This window comes from Mycobacterium sp. G7A2 (genome assembly GCF_041902445.1).
Lineage (GTDB): Bacteria > Actinomycetota > Actinomycetes > Mycobacteriales > Mycobacteriaceae > Mycobacterium.
On sequence record NZ_CP169251.1, the window covers coordinates 298693 to 315700 of the forward strand.

At 69.6% G+C, this 17008-nt stretch carries 21 protein-coding genes; 10 read left to right on the top strand and 11 right to left on the bottom strand.

Annotation, left to right across the window (positions count from 1 at the left end; all coding sequences use genetic code 11):
- Positions 1-99 precede the first annotated feature (99 nt).
- The 3 genes from ACEWX3_RS01405 to ACEWX3_RS01415 are packed head-to-tail and all read left to right on the top strand — an operon-like array spanning position 100 to position 2903.
- Positions 100-1179, top strand: a complete 1080-nt coding sequence (locus ACEWX3_RS01405) for a hypothetical protein (protein WP_374158519.1) — start codon at positions 100-102, stop codon at positions 1177-1179.
- A 33-nt stretch (positions 1180-1212) separates the two neighbouring features.
- Positions 1213-1704, top strand: coding sequence for an ImmA/IrrE family metallo-endopeptidase (locus ACEWX3_RS01410; protein WP_152519184.1), 492 nt, complete (start codon positions 1213-1215; stop codon positions 1702-1704).
- A complete protein-coding gene (locus ACEWX3_RS01415) occupies positions 1701-2903 on the top strand; it encodes a hypothetical protein (RefSeq protein WP_374158520.1) in 1203 nt (400 codons plus the stop codon). The genes ACEWX3_RS01410 and ACEWX3_RS01415 overlap by 4 nt, the downstream gene beginning before the upstream one ends.
- A 40-nt stretch (positions 2904-2943) precedes the next feature.
- Here ACEWX3_RS01415 and ACEWX3_RS01420 read toward each other — a convergent pair whose 3' ends face one another.
- From ACEWX3_RS01420 to sodN, 3 genes are all read right to left on the bottom strand, one after another.
- Positions 2944-3342, bottom strand: coding sequence for a helix-turn-helix transcriptional regulator (locus ACEWX3_RS01420; protein ID WP_152519182.1), 399 nt, complete (start codon positions 3340-3342; stop codon positions 2944-2946).
- 547 nt (positions 3343-3889) lie between these two features.
- Positions 3890-4423 (bottom strand): peptidase, encoded by a 534-nt coding sequence (locus tag ACEWX3_RS01425; RefSeq protein ID WP_152519180.1) that lies wholly within the window; start codon positions 4421-4423, stop codon positions 3890-3892.
- Between the two features lie 201 nt (positions 4424-4624).
- Positions 4625-5047: a superoxide dismutase, Ni gene (sodN, locus tag ACEWX3_RS01430; RefSeq protein ID WP_207068644.1), complete on the bottom strand. Its 423-nt coding sequence runs from the start codon at positions 5045-5047 to the stop codon at positions 4625-4627.
- Positions 5048-5069: 22 nt separating this feature from the next.
- Here sodN and ACEWX3_RS01435 point away from each other — a divergent pair, with 22 nt between their 5' ends.
- Positions 5070-5429 (top strand): S26 family signal peptidase, encoded by a 360-nt coding sequence (locus ACEWX3_RS01435; RefSeq protein WP_221358908.1) that lies wholly within the window; start codon positions 5070-5072, stop codon positions 5427-5429.
- Between the two features lie 10 nt (positions 5430-5439).
- Here the strand turns inward: ACEWX3_RS01435 and ACEWX3_RS01440 are convergent, their stop codons facing one another.
- Positions 5440-5595 carry a hypothetical protein gene (locus tag ACEWX3_RS01440; protein WP_170311186.1) on the bottom strand — a complete coding sequence of 52 codons (156 nt, stop codon included), beginning with the start codon at positions 5593-5595 and terminating at the stop codon, positions 5440-5442.
- A gap of 388 nt (positions 5596-5983) precedes the next feature.
- Between ACEWX3_RS01440 and ACEWX3_RS01445 the strand changes: the two genes are divergently transcribed.
- The 3 genes from ACEWX3_RS01445 (at position 5984) to ACEWX3_RS01455 (ending at position 8251) form a co-directional block, all read left to right on the top strand.
- Entirely contained in the window at positions 5984-6325 is a 342-nt protein-coding gene (locus ACEWX3_RS01445; RefSeq protein ID WP_207068645.1) for a rhodanese-like domain-containing protein, read from the top strand.
- Between the two features lie 71 nt (positions 6326-6396).
- Positions 6397-7425 (top strand): DUF4328 domain-containing protein, encoded by a 1029-nt coding sequence (locus tag ACEWX3_RS01450; RefSeq protein WP_221358910.1) that lies wholly within the window; start codon positions 6397-6399, stop codon positions 7423-7425.
- A gap of 4 nt (positions 7426-7429) precedes the next feature.
- On the top strand, positions 7430-8251 hold the full coding sequence (locus tag ACEWX3_RS01455; RefSeq protein WP_207068647.1) for a glycerophosphodiester phosphodiesterase: 822 nt from the start codon (positions 7430-7432) through the stop codon (positions 8249-8251).
- Here the strand turns inward: ACEWX3_RS01455 and ACEWX3_RS01460 are convergent.
- From ACEWX3_RS01460 to ACEWX3_RS01475, 4 genes are all read right to left on the bottom strand, one after another.
- Entirely contained in the window at positions 8248-8802 is a 555-nt protein-coding gene (locus ACEWX3_RS01460; RefSeq protein WP_374158521.1) for a ferritin, read from the bottom strand. The two genes, ACEWX3_RS01455 and ACEWX3_RS01460, sit on opposite strands and share 4 nt — an antisense overlap.
- A gap of 124 nt (positions 8803-8926) precedes the next feature.
- Positions 8927-10210, bottom strand: coding sequence for an LCP family protein (locus ACEWX3_RS01465; RefSeq protein ID WP_374158522.1), 1284 nt, complete (start codon positions 10208-10210; stop codon positions 8927-8929).
- A gap of 26 nt (positions 10211-10236) precedes the next feature.
- Positions 10237-11004 (bottom strand): CPBP family intramembrane glutamic endopeptidase, encoded by a 768-nt coding sequence (locus tag ACEWX3_RS01470; protein WP_374158523.1) that lies wholly within the window; start codon positions 11002-11004, stop codon positions 10237-10239.
- 49 nt (positions 11005-11053) lie between these two features.
- Positions 11054-11869 carry a DUF2470 domain-containing protein gene (locus ACEWX3_RS01475; RefSeq protein WP_207069455.1) on the bottom strand — a complete coding sequence of 272 codons (816 nt, stop codon included), beginning with the start codon at positions 11867-11869 and terminating at the stop codon, positions 11054-11056.
- A 113-nt stretch (positions 11870-11982) separates the two neighbouring features.
- Between ACEWX3_RS01475 and pheA the strand changes: the two genes are divergently transcribed.
- On the top strand, positions 11983-12915 hold the full coding sequence (gene pheA, locus ACEWX3_RS01480; protein WP_221358914.1) for a prephenate dehydratase: 933 nt from the start codon (positions 11983-11985) through the stop codon (positions 12913-12915).
- Positions 12912-13613: a histidine phosphatase family protein gene (locus ACEWX3_RS01485; protein WP_221358916.1), complete on the top strand. Its 702-nt coding sequence runs from the start codon at positions 12912-12914 to the stop codon at positions 13611-13613. Before pheA ends, ACEWX3_RS01485 begins: the two co-directional genes overlap by 4 nt.
- Here the strand turns inward: ACEWX3_RS01485 and ACEWX3_RS01490 are convergent.
- Genes ACEWX3_RS01490 through ACEWX3_RS01500 form a run of 3 tightly spaced genes read right to left on the bottom strand, consistent with a single transcriptional unit; the run spans position 13593 to position 15613 of the window.
- On the bottom strand, positions 13593-13793 hold the full coding sequence (locus ACEWX3_RS01490) for a hypothetical protein (RefSeq protein ID WP_207069458.1): 201 nt from the start codon (positions 13791-13793) through the stop codon (positions 13593-13595). The two genes, ACEWX3_RS01485 and ACEWX3_RS01490, sit on opposite strands and share 21 nt — an antisense overlap.
- A 58-nt stretch (positions 13794-13851) precedes the next feature.
- Entirely contained in the window at positions 13852-14202 is a 351-nt protein-coding gene (locus tag ACEWX3_RS01495; protein WP_207069459.1) for a metallopeptidase family protein, read from the bottom strand.
- 4 nt (positions 14203-14206) lie between these two features.
- Positions 14207-15613, bottom strand: a complete 1407-nt coding sequence (locus ACEWX3_RS01500) for a septum formation family protein (RefSeq protein ID WP_221359132.1) — start codon at positions 15611-15613, stop codon at positions 14207-14209.
- A 124-nt stretch (positions 15614-15737) separates the two neighbouring features.
- Between ACEWX3_RS01500 and serS the strand changes: the two genes are divergently transcribed.
- Entirely contained in the window at positions 15738-16997 is a 1260-nt protein-coding gene (serS, locus tag ACEWX3_RS01505; protein WP_207065316.1) for a serine--tRNA ligase, read from the top strand.
- The last annotated feature ends 11 nt before the right edge of the window (positions 16998-17008 follow it).

Genomic DNA, 17008 nt, shown 5'->3' on the forward strand with positions numbered 1-17008 from the left:
ACGGAATGCCGTTCTCAGCAAACCGGCTGAGGTGATTGTGCGAGAATCGACACATCATCGGGTCGGACGGGGCGCCATGCCTCAAGGGGTGGTGACGAGGTGGGTTCGCGTACGCGCGTCGCGGCGGCAGCCTGCCTGGTGGCCTCTGGGCTGGTCGTGGGTGTACCCGCGGCGGCGACCGCCTCGGCCGACCCGGGCTCGTCGGCCGGCGAGGAGTCCGGGGATCGGGGCGCCGCGTCGCCGACGGACGGTGGCCGCGCGAACGACAGCGGCGGCGCCGCCGACTCGAGGGACCGCGACGTTCGCGCCGACGGGGACGACCAGACCGACCCGGACGTCCAGACCGGGCCGGACGACGAGAACGACCCGGTCGCCTTCGACGATCCCGATGGGCAGGACGCCGCGGATGCGCCGGACGTGGAGGCCGAGGCCGACGAGGGTGAGGCGGGCCCGATCGACAAGGAAGGCTCGATCGACAAGGAAGGCTCGATCGGCAAGGAGGACGAGGACGCCGGCCCCCGCCCGCCCTGCTGCGCTGACGACGACGACTGCGGACACGGCGGCTGGCCGTGGCCGTGGCCGCAGCCCGACCCCGAGGAACCCGTCGAAGACTCGACCGGCTCGGACGGAAGTTACGGCGGGGGCGCGCCGATGAGCCCGCCGGTGGTGCGGCCGCCTCTCGGTGGCGCACAACCGCCCGAAGTGGTGCCGCCGATCCAGGAACCGCCTGACCCGGATGTGTTGGATGTGGTGCCGGGGGTGGGGATCCCGGCGGCCGGGGCGCCGGTGAACATGCCACTGATCGTTCCAGCGCCCGTCGCTGCGGGACCCGCGCCGGTGGCGGGACCAGCGGCCGCCGGTGCAGGCGCCGGTGGCGGCGTCGCGGGGCTGCCCGCGGCGCCGCGGCAGGCGACCGCTGCGCCACCCCGCGCCCGGCAACCTCTGCCGGCCTCGGCGGGCAGCAACGTCACGATGCCGGCGACGTCCTATCGCGTGGGATATGCGGAGTACCTGCGCACCGCCGGTGTTTCGCAGATCGCGGCGCTGGCACTGCCGGGTCTGGCGGGCCTTCTCGTACTCACCGGGGCGGGAGGATTAGTAGGGTACCGGCAGGCCAAGGCGGGGCATGTGGTGCGGCCCAGTGGGGTGGCACGGTTCATGAACCAGCCGGGCCGCTGAACGGAGCAGGGCCGACGAGGGAGAGGGGAACGCATGCCAGCGAGTCGTGTGGTGACCCGCGCGGTCAATGACGTGCTCGCACTGGCGCCGCGCCATGGTGAGGTCTCGCTGACGCGACTCGTGGAGGCCGTCAGCGACAGCCGCGGCCGCACGATCGACATCGCACACGCCGATCTGCCGCCCGGCGTCTGTGGCCAGTGGCGCCAGTACAGCGATCACGACGTCTTCCTGATCCAGCGCGGACTACCCGCCTGGGACCGCACCCTCGCCCACGAACTGGGGCACCTGGTGCTCGGGCATGAGGGGATCTCGATCACCCAGGCGGCGCAGGAGAGCACCGAGCTTGCGACGTCGGACCTGATCGGGTACATGCTCAACCAGCGCACCGGCTGTATGGGGCCCAGTGGCGAGGACGCCGAGCAGGAGGCCGAGGACTTCGCCGCGCTGCTGATCTATCGGCTGGGCCGACTGCCGTCGGACCGGTCTTCGATCGTCCAGGTGCGCCTCGGAGAGGCGTTTGGTTGATCATCTGGGTGATCGCCGGTCTGCTCGGACTGGCCACCGGCCTGCGTATCGGCTGGGCGCTGGTCAACAAGCAGTCGCTGGTGAGTACGGCGATGATCGTTGCGCTGGGCAGCCTCGGCGCCGTCGCGGCCCTGAACTGGCCGCCACTGACGCTGTTGATCGACACCGTGCTGCGCTGGCCCAACATCTCCGTCGGCCTGAGTCAGGTCGCGTTGATCGGCTGTGCCGCGGGTAGTTGCGTGATGATCACGTCGGTGTCGTCGGTTCGCAGTGCGGCCGCCATCCGCAAGATCGCGCTCGCCCAATACGGCGTGGCCGCGGTCATCGCCGTGGTCAGTTTGGCGGTGTTCTTCGCCGCGGGCCGCCAACCCGAGATGGCGCCGCAGGAATACCTGCGACGGAACCTCGGCTCGGACGGCACCGCCCTGCCGTGGTTGTTGCCGCTGCTGTATGTCCTGCTCGCCTTGAGCCTGGTGGTGTGGGCCGGGCTGCGGCATTCCAACCGCACCCGGCGCGGTCGCGCCCTGTTCGTCTTCACCGTCGGAATAGTGCTGATCGCGCTGGCCCTGGCGTTCTTCGTCCTGCGCGCGGTCGGCACCACCGGCCTGGTCGGCGTCGGTGCGGCGGCCACCCTGCTGGGCTGCGCGATGCTGGTGGTCGCCGCGGGCTCGCTGTTGCCCAGCCTGGAGGACTGGTTCGGGGCTCGCCGGGAGTTGCGTGTCATCGGGCCGTTGCTCGACGAACTGGGCCGCCGCCATCCCGACGTCGGAATCGGGGTACGGCCCCGCGGTCCGCTGGTGTTCCGGGTCGCCGAGCGGATGTCGCTGATCTCTGACGCGCTGTTCCTGGAGGCCACGGCTGCGCGAAGCGCGTTGCGCCGGGTCGACAGCGTGGGCTCGGCGGCCGACCCCGACGAACCTCGCGACGACAGCGAACCTCGTGACGACAACGGTGGCCCCGACGACTCCGAGGATTCCCCGCACGTGTCACCGGGCGAGCAGGCCGCGGCGGTCGCTTCCTGGATCTGCGCGGGTCGCGACGGCGAGACGGACGCCGGGCGTGCGGCGTTTCCGGGTCTCGCGTGGTTACGCCAGCCGCCTTCGTACTCCGACCGGGAGTGGATCCTCGAGATCGCCGACCAGTACCGGCAGTGCGCCCGCGGAGAAGGAGGTTCCGAACGGCAGTCGGCACCGCAGTGAGCCGCGGTTCGCCGATAACTCCCTCGGCACCGCCGACAGGCTAATCGGTGAGGTTCTCCCGGCGACGCAGTTCGTCGACCTTTTGCACGATGTCCTGCTTGGCTTCGGCGGACAACCCGACCGTGCGGGCCGCGATTCGGCGAACCCCTTCGTCCCGCATCCCGGCGAGCAGCGTGAGCTCCTTGTCGAGCTTCTCGTAGTACTCGTCGTCAGTGAAGTAGGCGGGCTTGATCCGGAAGAAGTTGGCAAGCGCCGTCATCGTCGTCGCAGACGGGTTGGTTCGGTTGCCGGAACGCAGCTGCGACAGGTAGGGCGCAGACATGGTGACGCCCTCGGCCTTGAGCGCTGCGATCACCTCGGCAGAGGTGTGCGGGCCACGTCCGGGCGGGTAGACGGTGTCGAACAGCCGATTGAGGCGAGCGGCGAACGTGTTGCTCATGGGTGTGACCTCCACAGAAAGACGAGCGGTACATCGGGGCGGCGTATTTGCTGATCATCGTAGCGACAGTTGTCTGCACAACCAAGTGCAAACCAGGCAAAAGATAACCGGGCTCGCACCGCGACCCCGTTCCGGCCTCCCCGAGCGGTGCCGCCGCGTGCACTTCGCACCGCGTGTCTACAGTGCTGTTAAGCAAATACTAACGGGAGCGTAGCTATTAGTCGCCCGCCAATTTCACACTCGTCCTCGACGTGGGCCCCGCTGTTTCCGCCGGCAACGGTCACGGATCGGACTCGCACGAAGCGTAAAGTTTGCTGGTCATTTGTTCTACATCGCCTGATCGGGCTCCCGGCACCGTGGCTTCACGCCATGTCGCAGGCGTAACTGTGGGCGCACGGAGATGTCGCGCAGGTGCGGAAACTGTCAGTAGCCAGTGGCATCGCCGGTGGCGACGCCGTCGGCGGCCACAATTGTGCTGTCCCGGGAGTACGGGGGAGGACGAACGAGGACACGACGACGCACCCGGGAACCGGGGTGCCGTGCGCCCTCAGGCGGCGAGCAGCATCGCGAGGATGGCGGTGTCGGGGTGGCTGATGGGGTCGACGCCGACGCGGCTGACCATCGATGTGACCGTGCCGTCCGACTCGGCCTCGACCCACGCCGCACGGTGCTCCAGACCCAGATGAGGCAGCCCCGGCAGCAGCACGCACCCCGAGGCGGCGCCGTTGCACTCCGGCAGCGAGGGGGTCGTCTCCGATGGCGGATGCAGCATCATCAACGCCGGCGGCTGACGCTGGGCGAAATGGCCCGGGCCCACCGCGGCATCGCCGACCACGGTGCCCTCGGCGAGGACCAGCCCGACGGTGCCAGGTTCGGGTTCTTCGGGGAGTTCTTCTCGCACCCCGAAAATCGTTGTGGTGGAGAGCAGCCCGGGTAAGGAGGCAACCCGCACCGCCGCCATCAGGAGCTGCGCCCACTCCTTGGTCGAGTCCGGCCACCGCCCGGACACCACGAAACCCTTGAGAGACCCGCGCGAATGAAACGGGGCGATCTCGATCGCCCGCCCGGACCCGAAATCCATCTCGCCTCCCGGCATCGCAGAGCTGTCGCCCGACACGCCTGTGGGTCGATGAGCTCAGGATGCGGCAGGTCCTGGCTGGCACGCAAGAGGACACGACTGCTAACGCCGACCGAAGGGGGCGCAAACACGCCGGAAACAACGGACCCGGCCCAGTCCGAAGACTGCGCCGGGTCCCTGATGCCCGAGTGGACGGATACGTGGTCAGGCGGGCGGGTAGACGCCCATTCCCTTGGCCTTCTCCGTCTGCCAGAAGATGTCGGCGATCTCGTCGATGGTGGCGAGCAGCTTCTCGGCGACAGCCACGTCCAGCGACTTCTTGACGTCGCCGGCACCGTGCACGCCGTCCCAGAACAGCTGGTGCAGGTTGGGGAACTGCTCGAAGTGATCCTTGGTGAAGAAGTCGGCCCACAGCACCATCAGGTGGTGCTTGACCTCTTCAGCGCGCTGCTCCTTGATGAGGATGGCGCGCGTCTTGAAGTGGTCGTCATCCGAGTCGTGGTACTTCTGCAGCGTTTTGAGGCATGACAGCGCCTCGATCTTGGCCTGCGCGGGGTCATAGACGCCGCAGTACAGATCGCAGTGGGCATGGGCGGGTTCTGAGTTGGCGAAAAGTCGATGCAGCATGGTCCTAACTTACCCTTACGGCATGCGGCGAAACCATGGGTGGGGTCCCAGGGGATCCGGCTGGCCGCTGCGCCGTTTCGTCGTCGCCGAGGACTCGATGCGCCCGGCTCTGCAGCCCGGCGACGGATTGGTGGCGGTGCGCCTCGGCGCTCCGAAGGTGGGGCAGCTGCGGTTGTTCCGCGACCCTCGCCGGTCCACCCGCTGGCTGGTCAAACGGGTCTCGGCGGTCTACGGCGACGGCCGCAGAACAATCTTCGAGTTCCGGTCCGACAATCCCGACGCGCGCGGTGCGGTCGACTCACACGAACTGGGCTGGGTGTCCGCAGCGGGGTCCTACCTGGTGATCTGGACGGCTCGTGCACCGGGCGAGCGACGGCACTGAGGGAGCAGGGTCAGTACAGGACGATCAGCGCGAGGACGCCGAGCAGGATCAGCGCGATGATGCCCGCACGCAGGAAGGCCATCAGCTGACTGCGGGTGTAGACGCGCGATGCCGATTGCCATTCGGATGGCCGGAACGCGGGGCCTGAGCCGGTCGACGACGCCATCAGTGGTCCTTCACCTGCACGCTGTAATACCTCCCCCAGTGAGATCTGTCACATGCGACTCGTGTGACGCCGATCATAACCCCAGCTGTTCGCTGCTGAGAAATCGGGCACAGACTGCTGAGCGCCAGCGTAGCGAATAGTTAGCGTAGCGAGCGATTTCGCTCGCATTCGCCCAGCCCTGTTGATCACATGCGCCTCGCGGGCCGGACTTGTCCACAGAAAACTGTCGCCGCCGCCCCGACTGGGCGGCTCACAGCGGGTGAGGCCGGGAACTCGGCCTGTGGATGAATCTGTGGAAACTGTGGATAGCGTGCACATTGCTGCCCCCGGTCGACGCGCCGGTGAGGTCCATCGTTCGGGCTACTCGACCCGTGTCAGCATGAGAGGTATGGACGACGCAACGGTGCCCCAGGCAGCTATCGGTGATGTGCCCACGACGTTCGACGACACCGTGGTGCTCCTCGATGTGCGCGAAGACGACGAGTGGCAGCGTGGGCACGCGCCCGGCGCGCAGCACATCCCGATGGGTGAGGTTCCGGCCCGCATGGCCGAGATCGACACCGAAGCCCAGTTGTTCGTGGTGTGCCATGCGGGCGGCCGTTCGCAGCGCGTCGCTCAGTACCTGGCCCGTAACGGCTTCGAACCGGTCAACGTCTCCGGTGGCATGCTCAGCTGGGTCGAGGCGGGACGTCCGGTGGTCACCGGCGACGGGAACGCCGGGAGTGTGTGACGCGCGACCCGTCACCGGATCTCTTCCACGTGATTTCTGACGCCCGGCGGGGCCGCCATTAGGCTGGTCCGGTGATCCAGGTCTGCTCCCAGTGCGGGACGCGGTGGAACGTCCGTGACAAGCAGCGGGTGTGGTGTCCCCGCTGCCACGGCACGTTGCTTGCGCCGTCGGGCGCCGCACCCCAGTCGCAGTGGGGCCCGCCCGCGCAGGCCGGGTCCTCGCAGCAGGGCCCGCGCCGCACCGGCCCGCTACTGCCCGCCGGCTACCGCTGGGTGGCGGTACGTCCCGGCGCTCCGCCGCCGCCCCGCGGCCGGCGACGCGACCTGGGCCCGACCCCGCGGTATCTGAGCATTCCGCGCTGGGGCCTGGTCGAGCATTTCGATACCCCCGAAGAGAAGCAGGTGGCGCGCTCGGGTCCCTCTGCGGCCGCGGTGCGCAAGGTTCTGCTCGCGACCGTTGCGGTGCTGGGCGCTGCGGCATTCGTGCACCTGGTGCGCTACGTGCTGCTCATCATCAACCGCAGTGTCCTGTTGAATCCCTGGGTGGCCGGGGCGGCGACGTGGGGCGGGATCGTCGTGAGTGTCCTGGCCGCCTTCCTGGTCGTGGCGAGCGCGGTGGTGTTGACCAATTGGCTCATCGCCCGGCGGGCCGCCGCCTACGCGCACCGCGGTCAGCAGGACCCACGACCGACGTGGGCGTTGCGGGCCGGCTGTCTGATCCCGGTGCTCAACCTGGCCTGGGCGCCGACCTTCGTCATCGAGCTGGCCGACGTGGAAGCCAGACAGCGGTGGCTTCGCCGGCCGATCGTGGTGTGGTGGCTGGCCTGGTTGGTTGCCACGGGAGTCTCGGCCTTCTCGACGGCGACCGCGTTCACCACCGACGCCCAGGGAATCGCCGACAACACGATGGCGACCATCGTCGCCTATCTGTTCGGCATGGCGGCGGTGCTGCTGGCGCTGCAGGTCTTCCTCGGTTTCGAACGCCAGCCGGTGGAGAAACCCGCCCACCGGTGGGTCATGGTGGCCGCCGAGCCGCCGAACCCGAAAGACTCCCGTTCCGCGCGTGCGGTTGAGCCCGAAGGGCAAGACCCGGCAGCATAGCGGTATGAGCCCGGGCCCGACGGTCGGCAACCATCCGTTCGTGGTGGCGCACCGCGGCGCGTCAGCGGATCGCCCCGAACACACGCGCGCGGCGTACGAGCGCGCCCTTGCCGAAGGGGCCGACGGCGTCGAGTGTGATGTCCGGCTGACCAGGGACGGGCACCTGGTGTGCGTCCACGACCGTCGCCTGGACCGGACCTCGACCGGGAGCGGGCTGGTCAGCGAGATGACGCTGGCCGAACTGCGGAACCTGGAGTACGGGTCGTGGCACCCGAGTTGGCGTGCGGACGGCAGCCACGGGGACACCGGCCTGCTCACCCTCGACGACCTGGTCTCGTTGGTGCTGGACTGGAACCGTCCCGTGAAGATGTTCATCGAGACCAAGCACCCCGTCCGCTACGGCGCGCTGGTCGAGAGCAAGGTGCTGGCCCTGCTGCATCGTTACGGCATCGCCTCACCCGCCTCGGCGGATCTGTCGCGTGCGGTGGTCATGTCGTTTTCTGCCGCGGCGGTGTGGCGGATCCGCCGGGCGGCGCCGCTACTGCCGACGGTGCTGCTCGGCGACACCTCCCGCTACCTGGGTGGCAGCGCAGCGACGACGGTCGGCGCCACCGCCGTCGGACCGTCGATCGCGACGCTGCGTGAGCATCCCGAACTGGTCGATCGCGCCGCAGCGCAGGGGCGCGCGCTGTACTGCTGGACCGTCGACCATTACGAGGACGTGCAGTACTGCCGGGATCTCGGGGTGGCGTGGGTGGCCACGAACCACCCGGGCCGCACCAAGACGTGGCTGCAGAACGGACTGACGGGGGCGGGCCGCGATTAGAGCGCGCCGCCGGCTGCTCGCGGTGCGGCGGGATCTGAGGCCGGTGCCGACACCTCGCGCGCCACGAAGTCCTCGAGATGGAACAGATCGGTCCCGGCCCGTTCGGCGATCCGCAGCAGGGTCGTCATCAGCGCCACCTCTTCCACCTGTTCCTTGAGGAACCACTGCATGAACTGTTCGCCGAGGTAATCGCCCTCGTCGCGGGCCGTGGCCGCGAGGCGGCTGATCTGGTCGGTGACCGCGCGTTCGAGTGTGAGCGCCAACGCGAGGGCCTCCCGCGGCGCGGCGAAGGTGTTCTGAACCGGCTCGAGGGCGGGGATCTCGGCCGGCAGGTCGCGGTCGAGCAGGTACTGCACGAGCATCATCGCGTGATTGCGTTCCTCGACCGACTGGCGATAGAACAACGCGGCCAGCTGTGGCAGGTCCTCGCCGTCGAAGTAGACGGCGATCGCGAGGTACTGGTTGGACGCGCCGAGTTCGCTGCCGATCTGGTCCTGCAGGAGGTGGTGGAACTTCGAATCCAGTGCGCGGTCGACTGCGAGGTTCGTCATGCGCGCAGACTATCGCAGCTCAGATGCTGTTTTTGACTGAGGTAGGCCTAATGCAGGAGAGCGTTTCCTAAGTTAGGGTCGCCAGCGTGACGATGGGCACAATACGGCAAGGGGTTTGCTGAATTCAGGGCGTGCCCGATTGCAGAATGTCGGCGGGCACCGAGGAGTCCGAGGCGAGCGCGCCGAACAGCCGCTGCGCGGCGTCGCTGTCCCAGACCACGATCGACCCCGAGCCGTTCTCGGTGAACTCGCCGATCGGAACCGTGACCGTCGTCGGGTCGCCCTGCAGGGCCCACGCCAGGCGGGCCAGATCCCAGACGTGGTCGCCGTCGCCGACACTGAGGGTGGCTCCGGCAGCGCTGGCCAGCGGGTACCAGCGCAGCGGATTGAGCAACACCGCGGGGCTGGCCGCCCGGTGGATCAGTGCGGCCATGAACAGACGTTGATGCACCATGCGGTCGAGGTCGGCGCGGGGCGTGGCGCGGCTGCGGACGAACCCCAGGGCCTGTTGGCCGTCCAGCTGCTGGCAGCCGGCGGGGAGGTCGATCCCGGCCAGCGGGTCGGTGATCGGATCACTGAGGCACATCTCGACGCCCCCCACCGCGTCGACCAGTCCGGCGAAACCCCCGAAGCCGACCTCGGCGTAATGGTCGATGCGCAGGCCGGTCGCCTGCTCCACGGTCTGCGCCAACAGTTGAGGCCCGCCGACGGCGAAGGCGGCGTTGATCTTGTCGCTGCCGTAGCCCGGGATCTCCACATAGGAGTCGCGGGGAATGGACACCATGGTGGCCGTCGAATCGGAGAACAGGGCCGGCAGGTGCACCACGAGGATGGTGTCGGTGCGTCCTTCGCCGACCTCGCCGCCGGTGGCCAACTGGGCCTGTTGCTCCGGGGTCAGTCCGATGCGGCTGTCGGAGCCGACGATCAGCCAGGTGGTGCCGGCGCCCTGGGCCGGTCGGTCGGGGTAGTCGGTGAGCGCAGTGACGCGCGTCATCGTCGAATCCACCCAGAACGCCGCGCCGACCAGCGCGACGCCTGCCAGCAGCACACAGACCAGCGCCACCCGAAGGAAGCGGCGGAGGCGTCCGGTTTTGCGCCGGGCACGCGGCGGCGGCGCGGGTCGCTGCGGGGGTGCCGGTGGTGGGGGAGCAGGTTGCGCAGAGCGAGGGGGTCGCGGAGGAGGGGGCGCCGGGCGACGCGGCGGCGCGGGCCGCCGCGCGGGTCCCGGCGGTGGCGGTGGCGGCCGGTGGTGCTGCGGCGGTGGCGGTGGCCGATACGGCGGCGGAGGTGCAGGCGGAGGCGGCTGGTGACGAGGGTCGCGACGGATCGCCGGTGGGGGCTCCCGACGCTCGGGGAAGCCTGCCGGGGGTCGGCGAAACCCCGGATACGGCGGCCGCTCGTCGGTCACAGCAAGAATGTACGCGCCGCCGGGGACTACTGAAGCCAGCCCAGCCGGCCTGCCAGCAGGGAATATCCGACGAATGCCACCGCGTCGATCAGTGTGTGGGCGATGATCAGCGGCCACAGGCGCCCGGTGCGCTGCCAGACGTAACCGAACACCAGTCCCATCGCGACATTGCCCAGCCCGGCGCCGAACCCCTGATAGAGGTGGTAGACGCCGCGCAGCAGGCTCGAGATCAGCAGGGCGAGCCAGGGGTTGACGCGAAGCTGGCGCAACCGCGTCAGAAGGAACCCGACGACGATGACCTCCTCGGCCCAGCCGTTGCCGAACGACAGCAGCAGCAACACCGCGACACGCCACCAGGTGTCGTTGAGCTCGGCCGGTTCGACAGCTGCGTTGACACCGAGGACGCGCGCGATCTGGTAGAGCGCCAGCCCCGGCACTCCGATCAGGGTGGCCAACCCGAGCCCGCCCAGTACGTCGCCGCGCCAACGGATCCGGCCCAGGCCGATGCGGGCGGGCCCGTCGCCGCCTCGCCACAGCAGGTAGACGGCCAGCGCGCCCCAGGCCAGCAACTGGAACAGACTGGCGAGATTGAGGCCGAGGTCGATGAGGTCGAACGGTGAGCGACGTGGGTTGAGCGCCACGATCTGGCCCGACAGCCCCAACAGGACACTTTCGATGAGGCTCAGCAGCGACGTGTAGGCGCTGAGCGCGAAGGTGACCGCCAGGACGACGGCGATCTCGATGCGCAGCGCACGTCGCTGTTCATCGGTCAGCTCGTCGGTCGGGCCGGTCACCGCAGCCACGGTAGCCGCCCCCGGGAAAGGCCGCGGTCTCCGGCAGCGGTCAGGCGCCGCGGGCGCGCAGCCCGTTGAGGAACGGGCAGCCCATCAGCACGCGGATCGCCTGGCTGAGAGCGGTCACGTCGTCGACCGGTCGGGTGAACGGCAGGCGGACGTCGTGGTCACCGTCGGCGGATTCGATGCGCAACCGGACGCCGTAGCGGTCCAGGCCCAGCGGCCGGACCCGCCCCCGGCGCAATGCGCTCGGCAGGCGGGCGGCCAGTCGGTCCACCACGTCGTGGTGTGCGGCCTCGAGATGCTGCAGCCAGCAGGACTCCATCGCGCAGAACGGATCCGGTCGGGCCGTCAGCAGGGCCGCCGGAGGCACGGACTCGGCGCCGGTGGCATCGGCCACCACCACGGATTCGATCTGCAGCCGCAGAAGGGCGAGCCGGACGTCGCCTTCCGGCCCGATGTTGGACTCGTCCGAATTGACCTGCAGCAGAGCGGGGTTGGGGTCGGCGCTGGCGACGCGGTCCAGCAGCGCGGGCAGCTCACCGGCCGGCACCTGTCTGAGTCGGCCCTGGATCCACACCAGCGCGCGCACCGGTTCACGCAGCGCAAGCGGCGCGTAGTCGGTCATCTCGAGCACGGCGGGTACCCCGGCGGCACCCGCGCACGCGGTGGCAGAGAGGACGGTTCCGGGCGTGGCGTCGTCGGGTGCCACGACCACGAACGAGCCGTCGTCGAGCAGGTGGTGCACGGGGGTGGGGGTGGGGTCGCCCCCGGCCACCGCGAGCATCGCCCCGTCGGCGCGGACACAGGCGCTGCGGATCCGTTCCGCTGTGGTGGGCGCCGAAGTCGGTGCGGAAGCGGCCATCGCAACACCTTTCTGTTGGTAAGGTGAGGCTAACTTAACTCGATGTCCGCCGGCGATGCAAGGCTTTCCCGCAGCGGAACGGCATTACCGGGCCGACCGGATACGCTGGTGCGGTGCCCGGCATCGCTTATCTCGGCCCCGAAGGAACGTTCACCGAGGCGGCGCTGCGTGCCATCGAGGCGCAGGGCCTGATCCCGCCCGCCGAGACGCTCGATCCCTCGCCGCTGACTCCGATTCCCACCGAGAGCACCGTCGCCGCGCTGGCCGCGGTGCGTGCCGCAGACGCCGACTACGCCGTCGTGCCGATCGAGAACTCGATCGACGGGTCGGTGTCCCCGACACTGGACAGCCTCGCCGCTGACGCACCGCTGCAGATCTTCGCCGAGCTGACACTCGAGGTGTCGTTCACCATCGCGGTGCGACCGGCAACCGCAGCCGGTGACGTGCGGACCGTGGCCGCCTTCCCGGTGGCCGCCGCCCAGGTCAAACACTGGCTGGCCGCCCACCTGCCCAAAACCGAACTGGTGCCGGCCAATTCGAATGCCGCCGCCGCCAAGGACGTCGCCGCCGGTCAGGCCGACGCCGCCGTCACGACCGCGCTGGCGGCCCAGCGGTACGGGCTGCAGGCCCTGGCCGGCGACGTCGTCGACGAGGCCAACGCGCGCACCCGGTTCGTACTCGTGGGCGCGCCCGCCCGGCCACCGAAGCGCACCGGAGCGGACCGCACCTCGGTCGTGCTGCGGCTGGACAACGCGCCCGGGGCGCTGGTCGCGGCGATGACAGAACTGGCCATCCGCGACATCGACCTGACCCGCATCGAGTCCCGACCCACCCGCACGGAACTCGGTACCTACATGTTCTTCCTGGATTTCGTCGGACACATCGACGACGACTCGGTCGCCGAGGCGCTGCGCGCACTGCACCGGCGCTGCGCCGACGTCCGTTACCTGGGCTCGTGGCCGACCGGAGAGGTCGCCGGCGCGGTGCCGCCCCCGATGGACGAGGCGACAGCATGGCTCGACGGGTTGCGCGAGGGACACCCGTGAGCGGCCGGCTGGTACTGGTGCGGCACGGCCAGTCGCACAGCAATGTGGCGCGGCGCCTGGACACCCGGCCGCCCGGTGCCGAACTGACCGACCTCGGCCGCGAGCAGGCTCGGGGCTTCGCGGCAGCTCTGGCCGAACCGCCTGGACTGATCGTGCACTCGACGGCGACCCGGGCCGTGCAGACCGCCGGCGAGGTCCACGCCGCGGCCCCGGCCGTCGTGCACGGGCTGCAGGAATTCGACGGAATCCACGAGGTCCAGGTGGGTGACCTGGAGAACCGCAGCGACGAGGCTGCCCACGACGAGTTCAACGGCACCTACCGGCGCTGGCACGGCGGCGAACTGAGCCTGGCGCTGCCCGGCGGAGAGAACGGCCACCAGGTCCTGGAACGTTATCTGCCGGTCCTCGACCGGCTTCGCAGGCAGTACCTCGATGACGACGGGTGGCACCACGACATCGTCGTGGTCAGCCACGGCGCGGCGATCCGGCTGGTGGCGGCGGTCCTGGGCGACGTGGACGGGGCCTTCGCGATCGACCACCACCTGGCCAACACCGAGTCGGTGGTGCTGGCCCCGGTCGACGGACAGCGGTGGGATTGCCTGCAGTGGGGCACGGCGAGCCCGCCGTTTCACCCCGAACCCAGCGCGGTCACGGTGCGCGACGGCGGCGCGTCGGTGTCAGCCGACCCGATGGGCTGACACCGCGACCGCGACGTCGCACGTGCAGCCCACCGCGTCACAGTCCAGGTGCAATGCATGAGCGACATCGGTGACAAAGCAGTCGGGCTCGGTGCACTCGTCACGGCGGTACGGATGGTGGATCAACGCACCGTGACAGTGCTCCAAGCCCGCCCGGCAGGCGCGGCACTGTTCGGTCATGATCCGTTCATAGCACCTGTCGCCGACAGAATCAGGTTGCCGCGCGCAGCCTTTCGCCTCACGCCCAGCCGAGTTCGTGCAGGCGTTCATCGTCGATGCCGAAGTGGTGGGCGACCTCGTGGATCACCGTGACCGCGACCTCGTCGACCACCTGCGCCTCGCTGTCGCACACGTCCAGCAATGCCTCGCGGTAGATGCTGATGGTGTCGGGCAGCGCCCCGGCGTAGAACGAGTCCCGTTCGGTGAGCGCAACACCCTCGTAGAGTCCCAGCAGGTCGGGCTCCTCGGCATTGCGGTCGGCGACCAGGATCACCACGTTGTCGATCGCCGCGGCAAGCTGCTGCGGGATCAGGTCGAGTGCGTCACCGACCAGTTCCTCGAACCGTTGCGGGCTCATCCGCACGGCCACCGGACTACATCCCCGGCGGTGGCGGCGGCAGGGGGGCAGGCGCCGGCGGTGGCGGCGGCAGCGCCGGCGCAGCAGGATCGGCGGGCGGCGGCGCATCGGCGGGCGGGGGCGCCGCGACGTCACCGGGCGGTGGCAGCGGCGGCGGTGGCGGACCGTTGAGGAACGTGTTGCCGCTCGGGGCGGGGCCGTCGGCCGGGGGAGCCTGCTCGGTTTGCGGGGCCCCGCCACCGGTGGCCAGCTGCGGCAGATGCTGGGTCTGATCGCTCTGGCTGTCGCTGGACTGGGACCCCTGCGACGACTGAGACCCCTGCGAGGACGACTGCGAGGACTGCGACGACGACTGGGACGGGGATTCGTCGGGGATCGGGATGGGCGGCAGGTTGAGCCGCTCGGCCGGGATGTCCGGCGGCGGCACCGGCGGCTGACCGTTGATCAACAGCGGCCCCTTCGCGCTGTTGAGCAGCGTGGACCAGCCACCGTTGCCGAGCGTCGCGCCGATGCTGCAGGAGACCTGGCGGCTACCCGCCGACCAGCTCGGCAACGAGATGGTGCTGTACACCAGGGTCAGCGTGGTCTCGCGCAACTCGATCGGGGCCAGGTAGGCGTCGGTGATCTTGGTGCAGGTGTCCTTGATGAACGTGTCCTGCTCCGGCTCGGGCGGCAGCGCGTCGGGGAAACGCTCGGCGAGGTTCACCGCGCCGGTGACCTCCATCGCGTGCGGGGCTGCGCAGTCGACCGGGATGTCGGTCGGCTGATTGGTGGCCGGGTCGATGCCCAGACAGGTTCCGGGGGGCCACACCTTGGACTGGTCGATCTCGGCGACCTTGCCGGTGAACGTCAGCTGCTGGTTGTTCGGACCGGGTAACTGCAGGCCGCACAACATCCGGCGCTCCCCGGTGGTGCGCCAGGCCTTCTCGCCGGACCAGAGCATGCTGATGGTGAACCGGCTGTTGGGGTCGAAACGTTGGCCGAGATAACGCTTCACCGCCGCCGAGCACTGTTCCTGGCTGATCTGCTGGATGCGCGCCGCGGACGGCGGGGGCGCCTCGGGGCCGTATTCGCTGCCGGGGAAGGTGCGCATGTCCACCGACTCGGCGACCTCGAACCGGTGCTCGGCGGCGCAGTCGACGATCTCGGCGGCATCGGGGGTGCGCTCTGGCCAGCTGAGGCAGTCGCCTGCCTTCGCGTGATCGAAGGTGTCGTTGCCGCGTGGGCCCAGCGAGATCGCGTTGGCGGTCAGCCCGCTGCTGCGCTCGGACTGCGGGAGCGCGGTGATCACGCCGGCGATCAGCAGTCCGCCGAGCGCGGTGAGCAGCAACGCGCGCCGGGTCGACTCCGCCTGCAGGCTGCGCCACCACCGCGCTTTCGGCGCCTGCGCCTGTCCGTGGTTCGCCCCGGATTCGTCGTGCATGTGTTCGGGTCCCTCCGCCATCGCGCTCCATTGTGACAGGCGTGTCAGGTGCTGTGCCAAGAGATGCAGTTGTAACGTGATGCGGTTGTGCCGGGCGGGGTGCTCACCCCGTAGGGTTCTGGCCGTGATCGACCTCAAGGTGCTTCGCGAAAACCCCGATGTGGTGCGGGCCTCGCAGCAGGCCCGCGGGGAGGACGCCGGTCTCGTCGACGCGCTCGCCGCGGCCGACGCCACCCGCCGGGCGGCGATCTCCTCGGCCGACAACCTGCGCGCCGAGCAGAAATCGGCGAGCAAGCAGATCGGCAAGGCTTCTGCCGAGGAGCGGCCCGCTCTGCTGGCCGCGGCCAAGGACCTGGCCGAGAAGGTGAAGGCGGCCGAGGCGGCGCAGGCCGAGGCCGAGCGCGCCTACACCTCGGCGCACATGGCGATCTCGAACGTCATCATCGACGGTGTGCCCGCCGGCGGCGAGGACGACTTCGTGGTGCTCGACACGGTGGGCGAACCGCCGGCGATCACGGACCCCAAAGACCACCTCGAGCTCGGGGAGTCGCTCGGGCTGATCGACATGGAGCGCGGTGCGAAGGTGTCCGGCTCCCGCTTCTACTTCCTGACCGGTGTCGGAGCACTGCTGCAGCTGGGACTGTTCCAGCTCGCGGTGCGCGTCGCGGTCGACAACGGGTTCACGCTGATGATCCCGCCGGTGCTGGTGCGGCCCGAGGTGATGGCCGGCACCGGGTTCCTCGGCGCCCACGCCGACGAGGTGTACCGCGTCGAGGCCGACGACCTCTACCTGGTCGGCACCTCGGAGGTCCCGCTGGCCGGCTACCACGCCGACGAGATCCTGGACCTGTCGGCGGGACCCAAGCGCTACGCCGGCTGGTCGTCGTGCTTCCGGCGCGAGGCCGGCAGCTACGGCAAGGACACCCGCGGCATCATCCGAGTGCACCAGTTCGACAAGGTCGAGGGCTTCGTCTACTGCCGTCCCGAGGAGGCCGAGGCCGAGCACGAGCGGCTGCTGGGGTGGCAGCGCCAGATGCTGGCCCACATCGAGGTGCCCTACCGGGTGATCGACATCGCCGCCGGGGACCTCGGGTCGTCGGCGGCGCGGAAGTTCGACTGCGAAGCCTGGGTGCCGACTCAGAAGACCTATCGCGAGCTGACCTCCACGTCGAACTGCACGACGTTTCAGGCGCGGCGGTTGGCGGTGCGCTACCGCGACGAGAACGGCAGGCCGCAGACCGCCGCGACGCTCAACGGGACGCTGGCCACCACCCGCTGGCTGGTGGCGATCCTGGAGAACCACCAGCAGCCCGACGGCAGCGTGCGGGTTCCCGCGGCGTTGGTGCCCTACGTGGGCGCCGAGGTGCTGACCCCGGCGCGCTGAGCCGGTTAGGG

What these genes read in the sequence shown, in the direction of transcription:
- ACEWX3_RS01410 (WP_152519184.1), top strand. Translation starts at nt 1,213, where the DNA reads ATGCCAGCGAGTCGTGTGGTGACCCGCGCGGTCAATGACGTGCTCGCA.
- ACEWX3_RS01420 (WP_152519182.1), bottom strand. Translation starts at nt 3,342, where the DNA reads ATGAGCAACACGTTCGCCGCTCGCCTCAATCGGCTGTTCGACACCGTC.
- ACEWX3_RS01425 (WP_152519180.1), bottom strand. Translation starts at nt 4,423, where the DNA reads ATGGATTTCGGGTCCGGGCGGGCGATCGAGATCGCCCCGTTTCATTCG.
- sodN (WP_207068644.1), bottom strand. Translation starts at nt 5,047, where the DNA reads ATGCTGCATCGACTTTTCGCCAACTCAGAACCCGCCCATGCCCACTGC.
- ACEWX3_RS01435 (WP_221358908.1), top strand. Translation starts at nt 5,070, where the DNA reads ATGCGGCGAAACCATGGGTGGGGTCCCAGGGGATCCGGCTGGCCGCTG.
- ACEWX3_RS01440 (WP_170311186.1), bottom strand. Translation starts at nt 5,595, where the DNA reads ATGGCGTCGTCGACCGGCTCAGGCCCCGCGTTCCGGCCATCCGAATGG.
- ACEWX3_RS01445 (WP_207068645.1), top strand. Translation starts at nt 5,984, where the DNA reads ATGGACGACGCAACGGTGCCCCAGGCAGCTATCGGTGATGTGCCCACG.
- ACEWX3_RS01455 (WP_207068647.1), top strand. Translation starts at nt 7,430, where the DNA reads ATGAGCCCGGGCCCGACGGTCGGCAACCATCCGTTCGTGGTGGCGCAC.
- ACEWX3_RS01460 (WP_374158521.1), bottom strand. Translation starts at nt 8,802, where the DNA reads ATGACGAACCTCGCAGTCGACCGCGCACTGGATTCGAAGTTCCACCAC.
- ACEWX3_RS01475 (WP_207069455.1), bottom strand. Translation starts at nt 11,869, where the DNA reads ATGGCCGCTTCCGCACCGACTTCGGCGCCCACCACAGCGGAACGGATC.
- ACEWX3_RS01490 (WP_207069458.1), bottom strand. Translation starts at nt 13,793, where the DNA reads ATGACCGAACAGTGCCGCGCCTGCCGGGCGGGCTTGGAGCACTGTCAC.
- ACEWX3_RS01500 (WP_221359132.1), bottom strand. Translation starts at nt 15,613, where the DNA reads ATGCACGACGAATCCGGGGCGAACCACGGACAGGCGCAGGCGCCGAAA.